Here is an 18,122-nt window from a genome sequence, read left to right on the forward strand (position 1 = left end):
CCATGCCGCCACGCATCGTCTACCCTTGCGGGTCGAACCGGCACGCGCACTCGCGTGCCCCCTGGAAAGGATTGAAAACAATGAGCAATACCCCCGAATTCCCCTGGAGCGACCGTTACCTCCTCGGCTACAACCCGATCGACGACACCCATCGGGAGTTCGTGGACTGCGTGGACGCGCTGCTGCGGGCGAGCGACGATCAGGTCGGCGCCGCACTCGAGGCTTTCGCCCGCCATGCCGAGGCGCATTTCGCCCAGGAAGACGGCTGGATGACCGAGGGCGAGTTCCCCGCGCGCGACTGCCACATCGACGAGCACGCCAAGGTGATGGCCTCGGTGCGCGAGGTGCAGGAGCTGGTCGCGCAGGGCAACTACGAGATCGCGCGCGAACTGGCCCACGCCCTGATTGACTGGTTCCCGGGCCACGCCGACTACATGGACTCCGCGCTCGCGACCTGGATGGTCAACAAGAGCCACAAGGGCCGTCCGCTGGTGCTGCGCCGCAAGGAACACATCCAGGAATGAGAGCGGGCCGCTGAAGATGCAGTTTGACCTGCGCCGCTTCGCCCCCGCCACCGAACGCAACCGCGACTTCATCCTGCCGATCCTGCGGCGCGTGCTGCCCGACCGCGGCAGGGTGCTCGAGATCGGCAGCGGCACGGGCGAGCACGCGGTATATTTCGCCGCCCAACTGCCCGACCTCGAATGGCAGCCGAGCGAACGCGAGCCGGAGGCGCTCGCCTCGATCCAGTCCTGGATCGCGCATGCCGGCCTCGCCAACGTCGCCCCGCCCGTGCTGCTCGACGTCCTCGCGCCGACGTGGCCGCTGGCCGCGGCCGGCGCGCTGGTGTGCATCAACGTCATCCACTATTCGCCCTGGGAATGCACGCCTGCCCTGTTCGAGGGCGCGGCGCGACTGCTGCCCGCCGGGGCGCCGATCTATGCCTACGGCCCCTACCGCCGCGGCGGTGCCCACACCGCGCCGAGCAACGAGGCCTTCGACGCGTGGCTGAAGCAGATCGACCCGCGCTTCGGGGTGCGCGACCTCGAGACGGTGGCCGATACCGCCGCAGCCTGCGGCTTCCGCCTCGACGAGGTGACGGCGATGCCGGCCAACAACTTCAGCCTCGTCTTCCGCCGCGAGTGAATCGGCGCCGCCCGCAGCGCGAGGCGGCGCAGGAGCGCGAACCCGGGCACAATGGGCCGCGGTCGACCCTCGGGCCGGCCTTCCCCCATCGAGAGAAAAGGAGATCGATATGGCTTCCTACCGGATCGCCGTCATCGTCGGCAGCCTTCGGCGCGACTCGTTCAACCGCAAGTTCGCGACCGCGCTCGCCCGCCTGGGCCCGGCAGACTTCAGCTTCGTCCAGCTCGAAATCGGCGACCTGCCGCTCTACGACCAGGACGACGACGACAATCAGGCGGCGCCGGTCAAGCGCCTGAAATCCGAAATCGCCGCATCCCACGGGGTGATCTTCGTGACGCCTGAGTACAACCGCTCGATCCCGGGCGTGCTCAAGAATGCGATCGACCACGCCTCGCGGCCGTATGGCGACAGCTCGTGGAAGGACAAGCCGGCGGGCGTGATCGGGGTGTCGCCGGGCGCGATCGGCACCGCGCTCGCCCAGCAGCACCTGCGCAACATCCTCGCCTGTCTCGGCATGCCGACGCTCGGCCTCCCGGAGGCTTTCATCCAGGCCAACGACAGCCTGTTCGACGCCGAGGGCAACATCGGCGAGCGTAGCCGCAAGTTCGTTCAGGGCTGGATGGACACCTACGCCGCCTGGGTGCGGCTGCACACCGGGGCGTGAAGCCGGCGCCGGTCCGCAAGGGCCGGCGCCCGCCGACTCAACAGCGGCTCGGGCCGACGGCCGCCATGTAGCGTGCGACATAGTCCGCGAAATCGCCCTCGTCGGTGCGTTCGATCTCCGCCTGCGCCGCCAGCGACTCACGCGCCGACTGCTCGAAGCCCTGCTCCGCCGCGGCCTCCAGCGGACGCCCGCGGAACCACTCGGTATGGCGCTCGCACTGCCGCAGGCCGAACTCGAGGAAGCCGAGCCGCTCGCTGCGCATTTCCGCCAGCACCCGCGCGGAGGGGGTCAGGGCCGGATCGGCCAGCTTGGCGCGCTGCAGCGCAACCGCCTGCGCGTGCGCCTCGCCGCCTTGCGCGCCGTCGAGCAGCCCCGCACACACGGTCACGCCCTCGAGCAGCGCCTCGCCCCACTTCCTGAGGCTGCGCGGCTCGCCGTTCTGCCGTAGCGACAGACCGGGACGGCGCCCCTCCTTCACCGAGAGGGCGAAGTTCGCCGTGCTCTCACGGCATTCCGCACCGCACATCGTCGGACTCTCCTCGAGCGCACAGTAGAGCAGGAAGGCGTCGAGGAAGCGCGCGGTCGACAGCTCGATGCCGAGTGGCACGAAGGGATCGATGTCGAGGCAGCGCACCTCGACATACTGGACACCGCGGGCGCCGAGCGCCTGGATTGGCCGCTCGCAGCGCCGGGCGACGCGCTTGGGACGGATGGACGAGTAGAACTCGTTCTCGATCTGCAGCAGGTTGGTGTTCAGTTGCACCCACTCGCCGTTGCGCCGGGTGCCGATTGCCTCATACGGCGGGTACGGCGTCGACACCGCGCGCCGCAGGCTGTCGAGATAGGCCTCCAGGGTGTTGTAGCAGGGCTCGATGCTCGCCTGGGCATTGTTCTGGTAGCCGAGATCGCTCATGCGCAGGCTGGTCGCCCATGGCAGGTAAAGGGTGTTCTCGTCGAAGGGCTCGAGGTCGTGCACCCGGTCGCGCAGGAAACTCGCGCCGACCGCCGGCGAAGCGCCGAACAGGTACATCAGGAGCCAGCTGTAGCGGCGGAAGTTGCGGATCAGCGCGATGTAGCAGGCGGACTGGTGGGCGGCCGCCGAATTCGCGGCGGCAGCGCCGTCCAGCAACGGCCACAGCGCATCGGGCAGCGAGAAGTTGTAGTGGACGCCGGCGATGCACTGCATCGCCTTGCCGTAGCGCACCGCCAGCCCCTTGCGATACACATGCTTGATCTGGCCGCTGTGGCTGGTGCCGTACCAGGCAATCGGGATGTCGGCCTCGTCGGGGAGCTCGCAGGGCATCGACAGCGGCCAAAGGCGCTCGGCGCCGAGCCGGCCGTAGGTGAAACGGTGGATCGCATCGAGCTCGGCGAGCGTGTCCTCGGGATTCTCCTCGGCGGCGGTGATGAATTCCATCAGCGCCTCCGAGTAGTCGGTGGTGATCTGCGGATGGGTGAGCGCCGATCCGAGTGCGACCGGGTGCGGGGTCGTCGCCAGGCGTGCATCGCGATCGACGCGCAGGCTCTCCTTTTCCAGACCGTGCCGGCAGTGGCGCAGCAGTTCGCGGGATTCGGCCGTGTCGAACAGCGCCACGCGGCGGGAGAAAAGTTCGCTCAAAAGTCAGGCTCCTGTGTGCATTTGCCAGCACTATGGGCACGCCGCAACGAGGATGCAAGAGGCAACTTGTCGGACGTGCGTGAAGGCCCTGCAAAGCAGCGAGCCCGCACGCGGCGGGCTCGCTGAAAAGTCGGTTGCCGGGGGGCGCAGATCGGCGTGCCGGCTACCCTGAGCAAGCGGACGGATTCTATCCTTCGGCGAGGAGGTCGGTGTAGTCGCCCACCTCGCCGCCAATGACCTCCCGGGCGATGGCCGTCTCGGTCTCACTGCGTGTCTCGGCCACCAGCACGACCTGACCACTGACGATCGCGTCATGGACCAGGTCCGCCAGCGGCCCGGTCTTGCCGCCGCCCCCGGCGGTGGCACCGACGCCCGCACCGACGAGGGCGCCAATGCCGGCGCCCCAGCCCAGCATCGCCAGCGGCGCGAGAAGTGGACTGGCAATGAACAGGCTCGTGCTCCCCGCGACCAACGCGACCTGAGCAAGGGCGCCGAGCCCGGTGCCCACCGCGGTGCCGACGGCGCCATCGACGAGCACGTCCTTCAATACCGCGTTGCTGTCCTCTTTCGGTTCGGGAAGGGACTGCACCGACTCGGCGTCGAGCAGGTACAGCCGCTCGCGGGGCAAGCCACGCCCCAAGAGCAGGGAAAGCGCCCTTTCGGCGTCGACCCGGTTGGCGAAGAATCCGGATACGTGGTGGCGATAGTCGTTCATGCCTTGTCTCCTTGCGATGCTTCATCGACGAGAGCGCGAAACGGCAGCAAGCGGCAAGCCGCGGCGGCCGCATGCATTCGACCAGGGCGGTGCTCAGCGACTCACGCCGTTCCTACGGCGACCGCAACGCCGTCCGCGAAGCGAGCGCGAAATTCGCATTGCGACACATCCCAGATTAGCTCAATGTCCGGGGAAGCGCCGAGCCTGAGTTCCCGCCCCGCTGCCCGAACCGGCCCGGGTCGGACCGGCTCACCCCGGCGGCTGCTTCTTCGGCGGCGGCGGGTTGTCCACCGGGGCCTTCTTCGGCGAAACCGCCGGCGGATCGCTGGCCGGAAAACTTTCCTCGATCGCCTCGTCGATCAGATCCTCGACGTGTTCGCCCTTCGGCTTGGGTTCGCTGACGTCGGTGCGCGGTGCGGTACTGTGCGGATTGTGCTTCATGGTCGTCTCCTTTGCTCTTTTGCGCCTCCCAGGCGCAGGGTGATGCCCTGCCGCGATACGGCCCGGATTCGATCCGGACGGCTGCGCCGCCTCCAGCCTCTCCTCCAACCGGTTCAGCAGCGACAACACGCACCACGCAAGGACGGTAGCCGCCAGCGCGGTGCCGAAGCGGCCGAGGGCCGCGCAAACGCCGATCGCAGAGGTCATCCAGATACCGGCCGCGGTGGTGAGCCCACGGATGCTCGCCTGGCTTTCCCGCTTGAGGATGGTGCCGGCACCGAGGAAGCCCACGCCGGTCACCAGCCCCTGGATGACGCGCGACAGCGCGTCGTCGTTCATGTCGGCCTCGATCGCGGCGACCACGACAAGTGCCGCGCCCGTGACGACCAGCATGTGGGTGCGCAGGCCGGCAGCCTTGCCGACCCGCTCACGCTGGTAGCCAATGATCGCACCGCACAGCAGCGCGATCGTCAGACGCAGCAACGAACGCCCGACCTCGCGGGCGTCGCCGAGGCCGACGAGAAGCTCAGCAACGAGAAAATCCATTATTCGTCACCGTATTGACTCAATTGAGCCCTTTCGAGCCTGCGCTCCTGGACCGCCACACGCGTCCCCCATTTGCCGCAGTCGACCATGAGGCGCCGACCGCTGAGGACGCGGTTCAGCGTTCAACCGTCGAGCCGGGGCATTCGGGAGGTGGTCGACGACATGATGGAACCGCGAATGATGAGCAAGAAGCCAGCGAATGGCAACAAGACGGGGGCGGTTGCGCTGCCCGGCACGCCAAAGCAGAAAGCCCGCACAAGGCGGGCTTTCTGCTTTGATTCAATGGAGGCGCGACTCGGAATCGAACCGGGGTACACGGCTTTGCAGGCCGCTGCATAACCACTCTGCCATCGCGCCATGACCAGCTGCTCGTCGATCCCTCGCTGCCGGGACCGCTGGAACCAGAGCGGATCTGGTTCCTGAATGATGGAGCGGGAAACGAGGCTCGAACTCGCGACCTCAACCTTGGCAAGGTTGCGCTCTACCAACTGAGCTATTCCCGCTCGGGAAAGACCGCCATTATAGGCAGTAAATCGTAGGTGTCAACGTCCGGTTCCGGCGCTCACTCGCCATGTTCTGCGAGCAGCGGAAGCGCCCGTCGCAGGTAGTAGCCCATCGACCACAGGGTGAGCGCCGCCGCCACGTAGATCAGCACCTGACCGGCGAGCCGGACATCGAGGTACAGCAGCGGGGCATTGTAGAGAAGCAGCGGGATCGCGGTCATCTGCGCGGCGGTCTTGAGCTTGCCGACGTAGGCGACGGCCACGCTGGCCGACTTGCCCACCCGCGCCATCCATTCGCGCAAGGCCGAGATCGTGATCTCGCGGCCGATGATGATGACCGCGATCAGCGCATCGACCCGCGCCAGCTGCACCAGCAGGATCAGCGCCGCGGCGACCATCAGCTTGTCGGCGACCGGGTCGAGGAAGGCGCCGAAGGCCGAGGTCTGGCCCAGGGCACGCGCGAGGTAGCCGTCGAACCAGTCGGTGACCGCGGCGATGACGAATACGATCGTCGCCAGCAGGTTCTTGTCGGCGACGCCGAGCCAGGCATCGGGCACGTAGAAGATGCCGACGAAGACCGGGATCAGCACGATGCGTGCGAGGGTGAGTGAATTGGGGATGTTGATCGGCATTGTTGCGGCGCGCCGCGCCTCCTTTCAGTGCAGGGCCGAGTATATCGCTTCGGCCAGCCGCCGGCTGACGCCGTCGACCCGACACAAGTCCTCGACCGTCGCCTCGCGCACGCCGTCGAGTCCGCCGAAGGCGGCGAGCAGGTTGCGCCGGCGCGAGGGACCGACGCCCGGGATGTCCTCGAGCTTGGAGCCCACCCGCGCCTTGCCGCGCTTGGCGCGATGGCCGGTGATCGCGAAGCGGTGGGCCTCGTCGCGGATCTCCACGATCAGGTGCAGCGCGGCCGATTCTCCGCCGAGCGCGAGGCCCTCGCGGCCGTCGGGGAAGATCAGCGTCTCGAGGCCCGCCTTGCGCCCCTCCCCTTTCGCCACGCCGACCATCGCTACCGACTCCAGCCCGACCTCCGCGAGGATCGCGCGCGCCGCGCTCACCTGCCCCCTGCCGCCATCGATCAGAATCAGGTCGGGGCACACGCCCTCGCCCGCCGCGACCTTGCCGTAGCGCCGCTCGAGCGCCTGGCGCATCGCCGCGAAGTCGTCGCCCGGGGTGATGCCGCCGATGTTGTAGCGGCGGTATTCCGCGCGCTTCATCGCGCCCGCCTCGCACACCACACAGGACGCCACCGTGGCCTCGCCCATGGTGTGGCTGATGTCGAAGCACTCGATGCGCTGGGGCGCCTCGTCCATGCCGAGCGCATCGCGCAGGGCTTCGAGGCGCTGCTCGATGCGCCCGGTGTCGCGCGCGCGCGCCTGGATCGCGAGGCGGGCGTTCTTTTCCGCCATTTCCATCCACGCCTTCTCGGCGGCGAAGCGCGGCGACACCACGCCGGGCGGGCGGTCGGTGATCTCGGCCAGCGTTTCCTTGACGGCCTCGGCGGGGAGATTCACCAGGATGCGCGCCGGGATGGGGTGCTGGCTGTAGTGCTGTTCGACGAAGGCGAGCAGGCTGTCCATCGCGCCCGACACCGCCGCGCCGCTCGGGAACTGCGGTCGGTCGCCGAGGTGACGGCCGCCGCGCACCATGGCGATGTTCACGCAGGTAAGCCCGTCCTCCTCGATCGCGGCGAGGATGTCGACGTCCTCGTCCTTGCGGCTGTCGACGAACTGCCTGTGCAGCACCGCCTGCAGCACGCGCACCTGGTCGCGGCAGGCGGCGGCTTGCTCGAAGTCGAGACGCTCGGACGCGGCCTGCATGCGCGCGCTCAGGTCGTCGATGACTTCGCTCGCCTGGCCGTCAAGGAAGCGGGTCGCGAGCCTGACGTCGGCGGCATAGGCCGCGTGCTCGATGAAACCGACGCAGGGTGCGGTGCAGCGCTTGATCTGGTGCAGCAGGCAGGGGCGCGAGCGGTTGGCGAAGACGGTGTTCTCGCAGGTGCGCAGCTGGAAGGTCTTCTGCAACAGGTGGATGCTCTCTCGCACCGCCCAGGCGTTCGGGAAGGGACCGAAGTAGCGCGCGCCCTTGGCGAAGGCGCCGCGATGATAGGCCAGGCGCGGAAACTCGTCGGCCGAGAGTTCGATGTAAGGGTAGGTCTTGTCGTCGCGGAAGAGGATGTTGTAGCGCGGCGCGAGGCGCTTGATGAGGTTGTTCTCGAGGATCAGGGCCTCTGCCTCGGAGCGCGTCGCGGTGGTTTCGACGCGCTGCACCTGCGCGACCATCATCGCGATGCGCGGGCTCGACAGCGTCTTCTGGAAGTAACTGGAGACTCGGCGCTTGAGGTTCTTGGCCTTGCCGACGTAAAGCACCTTGTCGTCGGCGCCGATCATGCGATAGACGCCGGGGTCCTCGGTGAGGGTGCGCAGGAAGGGCCTGGGGTCGAAGGCGGGGGGCGTGGGCGTCGGGTCGGTCATGTGCGAAATTGGATCTGGCGTTGCGGGGGGCAACACCCATGAACATACAGGCCGGCGCACGCCGGTAGGAGCGGCGAGCGCCGCGTCACCGCCGCAATCGCGGCGGTGACGCGCCTGCACTGCGCGATTATCCGTTCTTGTGCAGGACTTCGGTGCGTCGGTCGCCGATCGTGGCGGCGGTCATGGTCGGCGCCGCGCCCGCGTCGTCAACGATCGCGGCGACGCGTTCACGGGCCTGCAGGTAGGCCGCGCTGAGTTCGAGGGCGAAAGGGTCTGCGAGCCAGGCGGGGGCCTCGGCCGGCGGGACGACGGCGGCGAGGCGGCGGAGGTTCTCCACGTCCAGCATGGGCGCCCAGCGGTCGAGCAGCTCGGCGGCGAGGTCGGGCCGGTTGCACACCAGCAGCATGTCGCAGCCTGCAGCGTAGGCGGCTTGCGCGCGGCCGAGGATGTCGCCAGCGACGCGGGCGCCTTCCATGTTGAGGTCGTCACTGAAGATCACCCCCGTGAAGCCGAGGCGACCGCGCAGCACGTCCTTCAGCCAGAAGGACGAGAAGCCGGCGGGCTGGGGCACGGGGCCGGGGTCGGCCTTGGGGTAGATGACGTGGGCCGGCATCACGCCGGCGAGCTGGCGGCCGAGACGGTGCCGGTAGGGAGCGATGTCCTCGTTCCAGACGGCGTCGAAGTCGCGCTCGTCGACCGGGATGTCGTGGTGCGAGTCGGCCTCGACGAAGCCGTGCCCGGGGAAGTGCTTGCCGACGCAGCCCATGCCCGCCTCCGCCATGCCGGCGGCGAGCGCCTGGGCGAGTGCGGCAACCGCCTGCGGGTCGCGATGGAACGCGCGATTGCCGATCGCACGACTGCACCCATAGTCGAGGTCGAGCACCGGAGTGAAGCTGAGGTCGATACCGTGCGCACGCAGCTCCGCGGCGAGCACGAAGCCGGTCGCACGTGCGGCCTCGAGCGCGCCGAGGTGGTCGCGGTCCCACAGTGCGCCGAGGCTGCGCATCGACGGCAGGCGGGTGAAACCGTCGCTGCGGAAGCGCTGCACCCTGCCCCCTTCGTGATCGACCGCGACGATCAGCGCCGGCTCGCGCAGGCTGCGGATATCGGCGGTGAGCGCGCGCAACTGATCGGATCCGCTGAAGTTGCGCGCAAAAAGGATCACGCCGCCGACCAGTGGATCGCACAGTCGCTGGCGCTCCTCGTCGGCGAGCTCGGTGCCCGCGACGTCGAGCATCAGCGGGCCGCGCGGGAGATGGAGCGGATGGGCTTGCATCGGGAAGTCCTGCTCAGATACGTCGATCGATGACGGCGAAGGCGATCACGTAGTCGTCCTCGTCGCTCAGACTGAGGTGTGCGCCGAGGCCGCGCTCGGCGAGATAGGCGGTGAGCGCCTCGTCGTACTCGAAATCGGGTTTGCCCGCGGCGTCGTGCCCCACCCGCACCGCGTGCAGCGTGGCCGGCACCGCGACGCCGGTGCCGAGCGCCTTGCCGAAGGCCTCCTTGGCAGCGAAGCGCTTGGCGAGGAAGCGCGCCCGATCGACGCTCTCGGCCCACGCCGTGCGCTCGGCGCCGGCGAGGATGCGATGGGCGAAGCGCTCGCCGTGGCGCTCGAGCGCGCGCCGCACACGTTCGATGCGGACGATGTCGGTGCCGATGCCGTGGATCATGGCGCCGCCGCTCAGGCGCCCTGCCCGGCCGCTGCGCGCATCAGCCGCTTCATTTCGGCCACCGCCTCGCGCAGGCCGCAGAATACCGCGCGGCTGACGATCGAATGGCCGATGTGCAGTTCTCGCACCCCGGCAAGGCGCGCGATCGGCTGCACGTTGTAGTAGTTGAGCGCGTGACCGGCGTTGAAGCGCATGCCGAGCGCGCGGATCGCCTCGCCCGCGGCCGCGACCTTGGCCAGCTCTGCGAGCACCGCGGGGCTTTCGGCGTCGCGCCCGACGCCATGGAAGGCATGGGCGTAGGGCCCCGTATGCACCTCGCACACGCGGGCACCGATGCGGGCCGCGGCCTCGATCTGCGGGATCTCGGCGTCGATGAAGACGCTGGTGACGATGCCCGCTTCGGCCAGCCGGCCGACCACACCCTGCAACCGCGCCTCCTGGGCGAGGACGTCGAGCCCGCCCTCGGTGGTGACCTCGTGGCGGCCTTCGGGCACCAGCATCGCCATCTCGGGCCTGAGCCCGCAGGCGATGCCGACCATCTCGTCGGTGGCCGCCATCTCGAGGTTGAGCTTGACCTGGGTGAGCTCGCGCAGCCTGCGTACGTCGTCGTCGTTGATGTGGCGACGGTCTTCGCGCAGATGCACGGTGATGCCGTCCGCGCCGCCGAGATGGGCCTCGACCGCGGCCCAGACCGGATCCGGCTCCCAGGTCTTGCGCGCCTGGCGCAGGGTGGCGACGTGGTCGATGTTGACGCCGAGTTCGATCACAGTTCCTGCAACTCCTTGAGCACCCGGCGCGACTGCAAGATCCGTCCGCCGAGGTAATGATTGATCAGCGCGCGGAGCAGGCGCTTGGCCTGCATCTGGGTCTGCGCGCCGGAGAATTCGCCCGCCGCCATGTCGAGCAGGGTGCTGCCCGCAACGGTGAGCTCGTCACCGAGCGCCGCATAGGCCTCGCCCAGGGCGACCGGGCCGCGCTCGATTATATAGAGGTAGTTCGCCTCGGGCCGGATCGGCTCGCCCCCCTCCGCCTCGGTGTCGAGCTGCACCCCGTAGCCGAGTTCCAGCAGCAGGGCGAGCTCGAAGCGGCGCAGCAGCAAGGCCGGATTCTCGCCGCGCCCCAGCGAGCCCATCGCCGCACCGAAGGCTTCGAAGAGGCCGGGATGCGGATCCTCGCGCGCGGTCAGGCGCACCAGCAACTCGTTGAGATAGTAGCCGCACAGCAGCGCGCGGCCGACCAGCAGCGGCTGCCCCCCCTGCCATTCGGCCCGCGCGAGGGTCTTCACCTCGCCGCCGCCGGACCAGTCGAGCAGCAGCGGCTGGAAGGCCATCAGAACGCCGCGCAGGGCCGACTGTGGCCGCCGCGCACCCTTGGCGACAAGCGCCACCCGGCCGTGATCGCGCGAGAACACCTCGACGATCAGGCTGGTCTCGCGCCAGGGCAAGGTGTGCAGCACCCAGCCCGGCTGCTGCTCGACGCGCTGTCTGGGCGCCACGGCGGGCAGGCCTTATTCGTAGCCGAGGCTCTTGAGCGCGCGCTCGTCGTCGGCCCAGCCGCTCTTCACCTTGACCCAGACCTCGAGATAGACCTTGCCGTCGAACAGACGCTCGAGCTCGGCGCGGGCCTCCGACGAGATGCGCTTGAGCTTCTCGCCACCCTTGCCGATGACGATGCCCTTGTGACCGGCCTTGTCGACGATCACCGCGGCGAAGATGCGGCGCAGCTTGCCCTCGACCTCGAACTTCTCGATCTCGACCGCGATGCCGTAGGGCAGCTCGTCACCGAGCAGGCGGAAGAGCTTTTCGCGCAGGAACTCGGCGGCGAGGAAGCGCTCGCTGCGGTCGGTGACCTCGTCCTCGCCGTACATCGGCGTGCCTTCGGGCAGCAGCGGCGTCGCCGTCGCGATCAGGGCGTCGACGTTGGTGCCGCGCTCGGCCGACAGCGGCACGATCTCGACGAAGTCGCGCAGCGCCTGCATGCGGTCGATGAAGGGCAGCAGACGCGCCTTGTCCCTGAGCTGGTCGACCTTGTTGATCACCAGCACCACGCGCGCGTCGGCGGGAATGACCTCGAGCACGCGGGCGTCGTCGTCGGTGAAGCGGTCGGCCTCGACGACGAAGAACACCAGGTCGACATCGGCCAGCACCTGCGACACCGTGCGGTTCATCGAGCGGTTGAGCGCGTTGCGGTGCTGGGTCTGGAAGCCCGGCGTATCGACGAACACGAACTGCGCCGCGCCTTCGGTGAGGATGCCGGTGACCCGGTGGCGGGTAGTCTGGGCCTTGCTGGAAACGATGCTGATCTTCTGCCCGATGAGCCGGTTCAGCAGGGTGGACTTGCCCACGTTCGGGCGCCCGACGATGGCCACGAAGCCGGTGCGGAACGCCTGTTCGGGGCCGCCTTCGGCGGTGTGGATGTCGTCGTTCATTTCTTCCTCAGTGCGGCAAGCGCGAGTTCGGCGGACTGCTGCTCGGCGGCGCGGCGGCTGGTGCCGCGGCCGAGGGTGCGCACGCCGAACTTTTCGACCTCACAGGCGACCTCGAATTCCTGCGAATGCGCCTCCCCGATCACGTTCACCATCGAATAGCTCGGCAGCGCCACCTTGCGCGCCTGCAGCCATTCCTGCAGCGCCGTCTTGGGGTCCTTGGCCGGGCGGCCGGGGTCGATCTCCTCGATCAGCGGCGCGTAGAGCCGATCGATGACGGCGCGCACGGTGTCGAAATCGCTGTCGAGGAAGACCGCCGCGAAAACCGCCTCGAGCGCATCGGCGAGGATCGACGGCCGGCGGAAACCGCCCGACTTCAGCTCGCCCTCGCCCAGCCGCAGGCAGTCGCCGAGCTCGAGCTGGAGGGCGATGCGGTAGAGCGCGTCCTGGCGCACGAGCGAGGCACGCACGCGCGACAGCTCGCCCTCGCGCAGCCCGCCGAAGCGGGCGAAGAGCGCGATCGACACCACGCAGTTGAGAATGCTGTCGCCAAGAAACTCGAGTCGCTCATTGTTCGCCTGGCCGAAGCTGCGATGCGTCAGCGACTGGTGCAGCAGTTCGGGATCCGCGAAGCGGTAGTCCAGCCTGGCCTGCAGGCGATCGATCGACATCGACTCAGGGGTTCGCGCTTGAGGCACTGAATTCCAGCAGCAGGCTGACGTTGGCGACCACCGGCACGCGGCGCTCGTAATCGACCGAGACCACCGTCTTGCCGCCGACACGCTCGATGTCGAGATCCGCACCGGTCACGCTGGTGACGTCGTCGACGTCGCTGCGGCGGTCGAAGCTGCGCCTCAGCTCGCTCGCCGAGGTGCCGTTCTCGGCGTCGTCGGCGAGGATCTTGACGATGCGCTGCACCGCCATGTACTCATTCACCGCCGGCACCGTGCGGAAACCGATCACCAGCACGAAGGCCGCCAGCGCGCCGACGATCAGCACGCTGATGAGGCTGAGTCCGCGCTGTCCTTTCTTGTCCATCTGCATTCCCATGGTTCAGTGGAAGCGGCCGATCCGCTCCAGGTCGTTGAAGTTGAACCAGATGAAGAAGGCGCGGCCGACGATGTTCTCGTCAGGCACGAAGCCCCACATCCTGCTGTCGCTGCTCGCGTCGCGATTGTCGCCCATGACGAAGTAATGACCGTCGGGGACCGTGCAACGCACGCCGCCGCTAGTATAGGTACAGTTTTCGCGCTGCGGAAAGTTCATCACCTGGCTCAGGAAGGGCGGTGCATCGCGCTCGATCAGGATCGAGTGCTCGGTCTCGCCGAGCTTCTCGCTGAACTGCGGGGAGTAGTAGAGCCGGTCCGGATGCAGATAGCTGCCGGCTTCCGCCAGCGGCACCGCCTCGCCGTTGATCGTCAGCCGCTTGTCGATGTACTCGACGCGGTCGCCCGGCAGGCCGACGACGCGCTTGATGTAGTCCATCGACGGGTCGGCCGGATAGCGGAACACCATGACCTCGCCGCGCTGCGGCTGATTTACCTCGATGAGCTTCTTGTTCACCACCGGCAGGCGGATGCCGTAGGTCCATTTGTTGACCAGGATGAAGTCGCCCACCAGCAGGGTCGGGATCATCGAGCCCGAGGGGATCTTGAAGGGTTCGACGACGAAGGAGCGCAGGCCGAAAACGATCAGGATGACCGGAAAGAAGCTCGCGCCGTACTCCACCCACCAGGGCGCGGGGGCGCCCGGCGCCCGGTTCCTGCGGGCGAAGAAGCGGTCGATCACCCACAGCACGCCGGTGATCACCAGGAGCAGGAACAGGATCAGTGCAAAATTCACGCAAACTCCATCGCTTGCCGGCGCCGAGCGGCGCCGGTGTACATCAACAGGAGCGCGGCCGGGAGCGGCCGGGCCTTACTTGCCGTCCTCGACGCGCAGCACCGCGAGGAAGGCCTCCTGCGGGATCTCGACGTTGCCGACCTGCTTCATCCGCTTCTTGCCTTCCTTCTGCTTCTCGAGCAGCTTCTTCTTGCGCGTGATGTCGCCGCCATAGCACTTGGCGAGCACGTTCTTGCGCAGCGCCTTGATCGTCTCGCGCGCGATGATGTGCGAGCCGATCGCCGCCTGCACCGCGACGTCGAACATCTGGCGCGGAATCAGGCCGCGCAGCTTGGACGCGAGTTCGCGGCCGCGGTACTGGGCGCTCGCCCGGTGCACGATCACCGACAGCGCATCGACCTTCTCACCGCCGACCATGAGGTCGAGCTTGACGAGGTCGGCCGTGCGGTATTCCTTGAACTCGTAGTCGAGCGAGGCGTAGCCGCGCGACACCGACTTCAGCTTGTCGAAGAAGTCCATCACCACTTCGTTCATCGGCAGTTCGTAGATCAGCTGCACCTGGCGGCCGTGGTAGCGCATGTCGATCTGCACGCCGCGCTTCTGGTTGCACAGCGTGATCACCGGGCCGACGTACTCCTGCGGCAGGAAGATCGTGGCGGTGATGATCGGCTCGCGGATCTCGGTGTACTTGCCGACGTCGGGCAGCTTGGCCGGGTTCTCGACGCGAATCAGCTCGCCGCTGTTGAGCACGACCTCGTACACCACCGTCGGCGCGGTGGTGATCAGGTCCATGTCGAACTCGCGCTCGAGGCGTTCCTGCACGATGTCCATATGCAGCAGCCCGAGGAAGCCACAGCGGAAGCCGAAGCCGAGCGCCTGCGAGACCTCGGGTTCGAACTGCAGCGAGGCGTCGTTCAGGCGCAGCTTCTCGAGCGAGTCGCGCAGCTGGTCATACTCGGACGACTCCACCGGGTAGAGGCCGGCGAACACCTGCGGCTTGATCTCCTTGAAGCCGGGCAGCGCCGCGGCGGCCGGGCGGGTGGCGCTGGTGATGGTGTCGCCCACCTTGGCCGCCTCGAGTTCCTTGATGCCGGCGATGATGAAGCCGACCTCGCCCGCGCTCAGCAGCTGGCGCTCCACCGACTTCGGACTGAACACCCCCACCTGCTCGCACAGGTAGTTGGCGCCGGTGGCCATGAAGCGGATCTTTTCCTTGGGACGCAGCACGCCGTCGACCACGCGCACCAGCATCACCACGCCGACGTAGTTGTCGAACCAGGAGTCGATGATCAAGGCTTTCAGCGGCGCCTCGGGATCGCCCTTGGGGGGCGGCACGCGGGCGACGATCGCCTCGAGCACGTCCTGGATGCCGAGGCCGGTCTTGGCCGAGGTCAGGATCGCATGCGAGGCATCCACCCCGATGACGTCCTCGATCTCCTGGCGCGCGTTCTCGGGGTCCGCCGCCGGGAGGTCGATCTTGTTGAGCACCGGCACCACCTCGACGTCCTGGTCGAGCGCGGTGTAGCAGTTCGCCACCGTCTGCGCCTCGACGCCCTGCGAGGCATCGACCACCAGCAGCGCGCCCTCGCAGGCGGCGAGCGAGCGGCTCACCTCGTAGGAGAAGTCGACGTGCCCCGGGGTATCGATCAGGTTCAGGTTGTAGATCCTGCCGTCGTTCGCCTTGTAGTGCAGCGCCGCGGTCTGAGCCTTGATGGTGATGCCGCGCTCGCGCTCGAGATCCATCGAGTCGAGCACCTGCGCTTCCATCTCGCGTTCGGCGAGGCCGCCGCAGAACTGGATCAGTCGGTCGGCCAAGGTCGATTTACCGTGGTCGATGTGGGCGATGATGGAGAAGTTTCGGATATGGTTCATGCGAACACAAAAAGGGTGCCTCGCGGCACCCGATGAGGAAGAGTTGGCCTTGACAAGCCGCGGATTCTAGCTGAAAGCGGTGCAATAGGCACGGACCGCCGCCTCGTCGAGATGGTAATGGCAGAGTTCGACCTCCCCGTGCAGCACCACCGGCACGAGCTCGTCCCAGCGCGCCTCGAGCGCGGGGTCCTGGTCGACGTCGAGCACCCGAAGCGACCAGCCGAGCTCGGACGCCAGCGGCTGCAGGGCGTCCACCAGATCGTGGCAGAGATGGCACCACTCCCGGCTCATCACGGTCAGTTCGCGCGTCGGTGTCATCACTCTGCCCTCAGGGTCTGGTAGAAGCTCGAATTCTCGCGCTGGACCAGCAGTGTCACTTGCTGCCCACGCGACAGCGGCAGCACCTTGCGCTCGAAGTCCGCCAGCGTGTCGAGCCGGGTCTGACGGCCGCCGATGACGATCGCGAGCAGGACGTCGCCGGCGCGGATGTCGCCGCCCGCCACATCGCGGAGCACGCGCTCGACCAGCAGGCCGTGCTCGATGCCGCGCTCGCGCCGCTGGGCCTCGCTGGGCTCGACCACGACCAGCCCGAGCGGGTTGGGTGCCTCCTCGGGCTCGGGTTCCTCGCCGCCGGGCGCCTCGCCCTCGTCCGCCCACTCGCCGACCCGGACGCTCAGTTCGCGAATCACGCCGTTGCGATGGATCGTCAGCTTCGCACGCTCGCCCGGACGTACCGCCGCCACCATGCGCGGCAGCTCGGCAGAGCGCTCGACGGCCTCGCCATTGAAGCGCAGGATGACGTCGCCCTGCTGCAGCCCGGCGCGCGCCGCCGGGCCGTCCGGCTCCACCCCGCTCACCAGCGCGCCCGCAGGGGCCTGCAGGCCGAAGCTGTCGGCAAGGTCGCGCGTCACCTCCTGTACCGCCACCCCGATGCGTCCGCGCTGCACCCTGCCGTGACTGCGCAGCTGCTGCTGGACGTTCATCGCGACATCGATCGGGATCGCGAACGACAGCCCCATGTAGCCACCGGTGCGGCTGTAGATCTGCGAATTCATGCCGACCACCTCGCCCTTCAGGTTGAAGAGCGGCCCGCCCGAGTTGCCCGGGTTGATCGCCACGTCGGTCTGGATGAAGGGGACGAAGTTCTCCTCCGGCAGGCTGCGGCCGGTGGCGCTGACGATGCCCGCAGTGGCCGACTGCTCGAAGCCGAACGGCGAGCCGATCGCGAGCACCCATTCGCCCACCTTGAGCGCGTTCGGGTCGCCGAACACCACGTGCGGCAGCCCCTTGGACTCGATCTTCAGCAAGGCCACGTCGCTGCGCGCATCGGCGCCGACCAGGGTCGCGCGAAATTCGCGGCGATCGGCGAGCTTGACGCGGATCTCCTCGGCGTCCTCCACGACGTGGGCATTGGTCAGGATGTAGCCGTCGGCGTCGATGATGAAGCCCGAGCCGAGCGAGTCGTCCTCCGGCCGCGGCAGGCTGCCGGGTGGCAGCTGGGGCAGGATGCGCCGGAAGAACTCGAAGACCGGGTCGTCGTCCTCGATCCCGGGAAGCGGGAACGGCAGGCGCGGCTGGCCCCGGGACTGGGGCTGGCGGGCGCTGATGTTGACCACCGCCGCACCGTGGCGCTCGACGAGCTGGGTGAAGTCCGGCAGCGACTCGATCGCCTGCGCACTGCCGGCCAGCAGCATCGACAGCGTGACCCCGACCAGCATCCGGCGCAGCGCGAGGATCATCGGCTGCCCTTCCCGTCCGGGTGCAGGCAGGCGGTCTCGGGAGCGATCTCCATCTGCAGGCCGGCGCGCCAGGTGCGGCTGCGCGGGAGGATACGATTGAACAGCACCGCCAGCGCGAGCCCGCCGAGTGCCCCGGCGCCCGCACCGAGGTCCGCATTGCCGTCCGTCACCCCGGCGCCGACCGCAGCCCCGATCAGCAGCAGGGCCGCCCCGAGCCCGTAGCTCAAGAGCGCCGCACGCAGCGGTGCACCGTCGGCGATCGCGATCCGCACCCGGTCGCCCACCCCGACGCCGTCCTTGCGCGGCAGGGCGAACTCGTCACGCGGCAGGCCGAAGGCCTGGGTGATCTGCACCGAACGGCAACCGCCCGGTTCGTGACAGCGGCCGCAACCGCCTCCGGCGTCGAGCACCTTCAACCAGACGCGATCGTTGTCGATGCGCTGGACGCGAGCGAAAGCTTCCAT

At 68.2% G+C, this 18,122-nt stretch carries 19 protein-coding genes, 2 tRNA genes and 1 pseudogene; 3 read left to right on the forward strand and 19 right to left on the reverse strand.

Annotation, left to right across the window (positions count from 1 at the left end; genetic code table 11):
• The first annotated feature begins 80 nt into the window (after positions 1–80).
• From BB334_RS05280 to BB334_RS05290, 3 genes are all read left to right on the forward strand, one after another.
• A complete protein-coding gene (locus tag BB334_RS05280) occupies positions 81–524 on the forward strand; it encodes a bacteriohemerythrin (RefSeq protein ID WP_068805281.1) in 444 nt (147 codons plus the stop codon).
• A gap of 16 nt (positions 525–540) precedes the next feature.
• Complete coding sequence (locus tag BB334_RS05285) at positions 541–1,146, forward strand: DUF938 domain-containing protein (protein ID WP_068805284.1); 606 nt, start codon at positions 541–543, stop codon at positions 1,144–1,146.
• Between the two features lie 109 nt (positions 1,147–1,255).
• Positions 1,256–1,810, forward strand: a complete 555-nt coding sequence (locus BB334_RS05290) for an NADPH-dependent FMN reductase (protein WP_068805287.1) — start codon at positions 1,256–1,258, stop codon at positions 1,808–1,810.
• A gap of 37 nt (positions 1,811–1,847) precedes the next feature.
• Here BB334_RS05290 and gshA read toward each other — a convergent pair whose 3' ends face one another.
• The 19 genes and pseudogenes from gshA to BB334_RS05385 form a co-directional block, all read right to left on the reverse strand.
• Complete coding sequence (gene gshA, locus BB334_RS05295) at positions 1,848–3,428, reverse strand: glutamate--cysteine ligase (protein WP_068805291.1); 1,581 nt, start codon at positions 3,426–3,428, stop codon at positions 1,848–1,850.
• 187 nt (positions 3,429–3,615) lie between these two features.
• A complete protein-coding gene (locus BB334_RS05300; RefSeq protein WP_068805293.1) occupies positions 3,616–4,143 on the reverse strand; it encodes a hypothetical protein in 528 nt (175 codons plus the stop codon).
• Positions 4,144–4,392: 249 nt separating this feature from the next.
• On the reverse strand, positions 4,393–5,130 hold the full coding sequence (locus BB334_RS05305; RefSeq protein ID WP_068805296.1) for an MgtC/SapB family protein: 738 nt from the start codon (positions 5,128–5,130) through the stop codon (positions 4,393–4,395).
• A 283-nt stretch (positions 5,131–5,413) separates the two neighbouring features.
• Positions 5,414–5,487: transfer RNA gene (locus BB334_RS05310), tRNA-Cys, on the reverse strand.
• Positions 5,488–5,557: 70 nt separating this feature from the next.
• Positions 5,558–5,633: transfer RNA gene (locus BB334_RS05315), tRNA-Gly, on the reverse strand.
• A 59-nt stretch (positions 5,634–5,692) separates the two neighbouring features.
• The gene (pgsA, locus tag BB334_RS05320; RefSeq protein WP_068805298.1) at positions 5,693–6,265 is read right to left on the reverse strand and encodes a CDP-diacylglycerol--glycerol-3-phosphate 3-phosphatidyltransferase; all 573 of its coding nucleotides are present in this window, start codon (positions 6,263–6,265) and stop codon (positions 5,693–5,695) included.
• 24 nt (positions 6,266–6,289) lie between these two features.
• The gene (uvrC, locus tag BB334_RS05325; RefSeq protein WP_068805300.1) at positions 6,290–8,110 is read right to left on the reverse strand and encodes an excinuclease ABC subunit UvrC; all 1,821 of its coding nucleotides are present in this window, start codon (positions 8,108–8,110) and stop codon (positions 6,290–6,292) included.
• 127 nt (positions 8,111–8,237) lie between these two features.
• Positions 8,238–9,386, reverse strand: a complete 1,149-nt coding sequence (gene nagZ, locus BB334_RS05330) for a beta-N-acetylhexosaminidase (RefSeq protein ID WP_068805302.1) — start codon at positions 9,384–9,386, stop codon at positions 8,238–8,240.
• A gap of 13 nt (positions 9,387–9,399) precedes the next feature.
• Positions 9,400–9,780 (reverse strand): holo-ACP synthase, encoded by a 381-nt coding sequence (acpS, locus tag BB334_RS05335; RefSeq protein ID WP_068805304.1) that lies wholly within the window; start codon positions 9,778–9,780, stop codon positions 9,400–9,402.
• An 11-nt stretch (positions 9,781–9,791) separates the two neighbouring features.
• Positions 9,792–10,547: a pyridoxine 5'-phosphate synthase gene (locus BB334_RS05340; RefSeq protein ID WP_068805306.1), complete on the reverse strand. Its 756-nt coding sequence runs from the start codon at positions 10,545–10,547 to the stop codon at positions 9,792–9,794.
• The gene (gene recO / locus BB334_RS05345; RefSeq protein WP_068805308.1) at positions 10,544–11,275 is read right to left on the reverse strand and encodes a DNA repair protein RecO; all 732 of its coding nucleotides are present in this window, start codon (positions 11,273–11,275) and stop codon (positions 10,544–10,546) included. The genes BB334_RS05340 and recO overlap by 4 nt, the downstream gene beginning before the upstream one ends.
• Before the next feature lie 12 nt (positions 11,276–11,287).
• The gene (gene era / locus BB334_RS05350; protein ID WP_068805310.1) at positions 11,288–12,208 is read right to left on the reverse strand and encodes a GTPase Era; all 921 of its coding nucleotides are present in this window, start codon (positions 12,206–12,208) and stop codon (positions 11,288–11,290) included.
• Positions 12,205–12,876, reverse strand: a complete 672-nt coding sequence (gene rnc, locus BB334_RS05355) for a ribonuclease III (protein WP_068805311.1) — start codon at positions 12,874–12,876, stop codon at positions 12,205–12,207. The genes era and rnc overlap by 4 nt, the downstream gene beginning before the upstream one ends.
• A 4-nt stretch (positions 12,877–12,880) precedes the next feature.
• Positions 12,881–13,243 carry a DUF4845 domain-containing protein gene (locus tag BB334_RS05360; protein ID WP_068806165.1) on the reverse strand — a complete coding sequence of 121 codons (363 nt, stop codon included), beginning with the start codon at positions 13,241–13,243 and terminating at the stop codon, positions 12,881–12,883.
• Between the two features lie 15 nt (positions 13,244–13,258).
• Entirely contained in the window at positions 13,259–14,047 is a 789-nt protein-coding gene (lepB, locus tag BB334_RS05365) for a signal peptidase I (protein WP_068805314.1), read from the reverse strand.
• A 75-nt stretch (positions 14,048–14,122) separates the two neighbouring features.
• Positions 14,123–15,919 (reverse strand): translation elongation factor 4, encoded by a 1,797-nt coding sequence (lepA, locus tag BB334_RS05370; RefSeq protein ID WP_068805317.1) that lies wholly within the window; start codon positions 15,917–15,919, stop codon positions 14,123–14,125.
• A gap of 55 nt (positions 15,920–15,974) precedes the next feature.
• A pseudogene (locus BB334_RS05375) lies at positions 15,975–16,237 on the reverse strand (glutaredoxin family protein); the annotation flags it as partial.
• A complete protein-coding gene (locus BB334_RS05380; RefSeq protein WP_068805321.1) occupies positions 16,237–17,658 on the reverse strand; it encodes a DegQ family serine endoprotease in 1,422 nt (473 codons plus the stop codon). The pseudogene BB334_RS05375 and the gene BB334_RS05380, both read right to left, overlap by 1 nt.
• A complete protein-coding gene (locus BB334_RS05385; protein WP_068805323.1) occupies positions 17,655–18,122 on the reverse strand; it encodes a SoxR reducing system RseC family protein in 468 nt (155 codons plus the stop codon). Before BB334_RS05385 ends, BB334_RS05380 begins: the two co-directional genes overlap by 4 nt.

It is taken from the genome of Thauera phenolivorans, assembly GCF_001696715.1.
In the GTDB taxonomy this organism is placed as follows: Bacteria; Pseudomonadota; Gammaproteobacteria; order Burkholderiales; family Rhodocyclaceae; genus Thauera; species Thauera phenolivorans.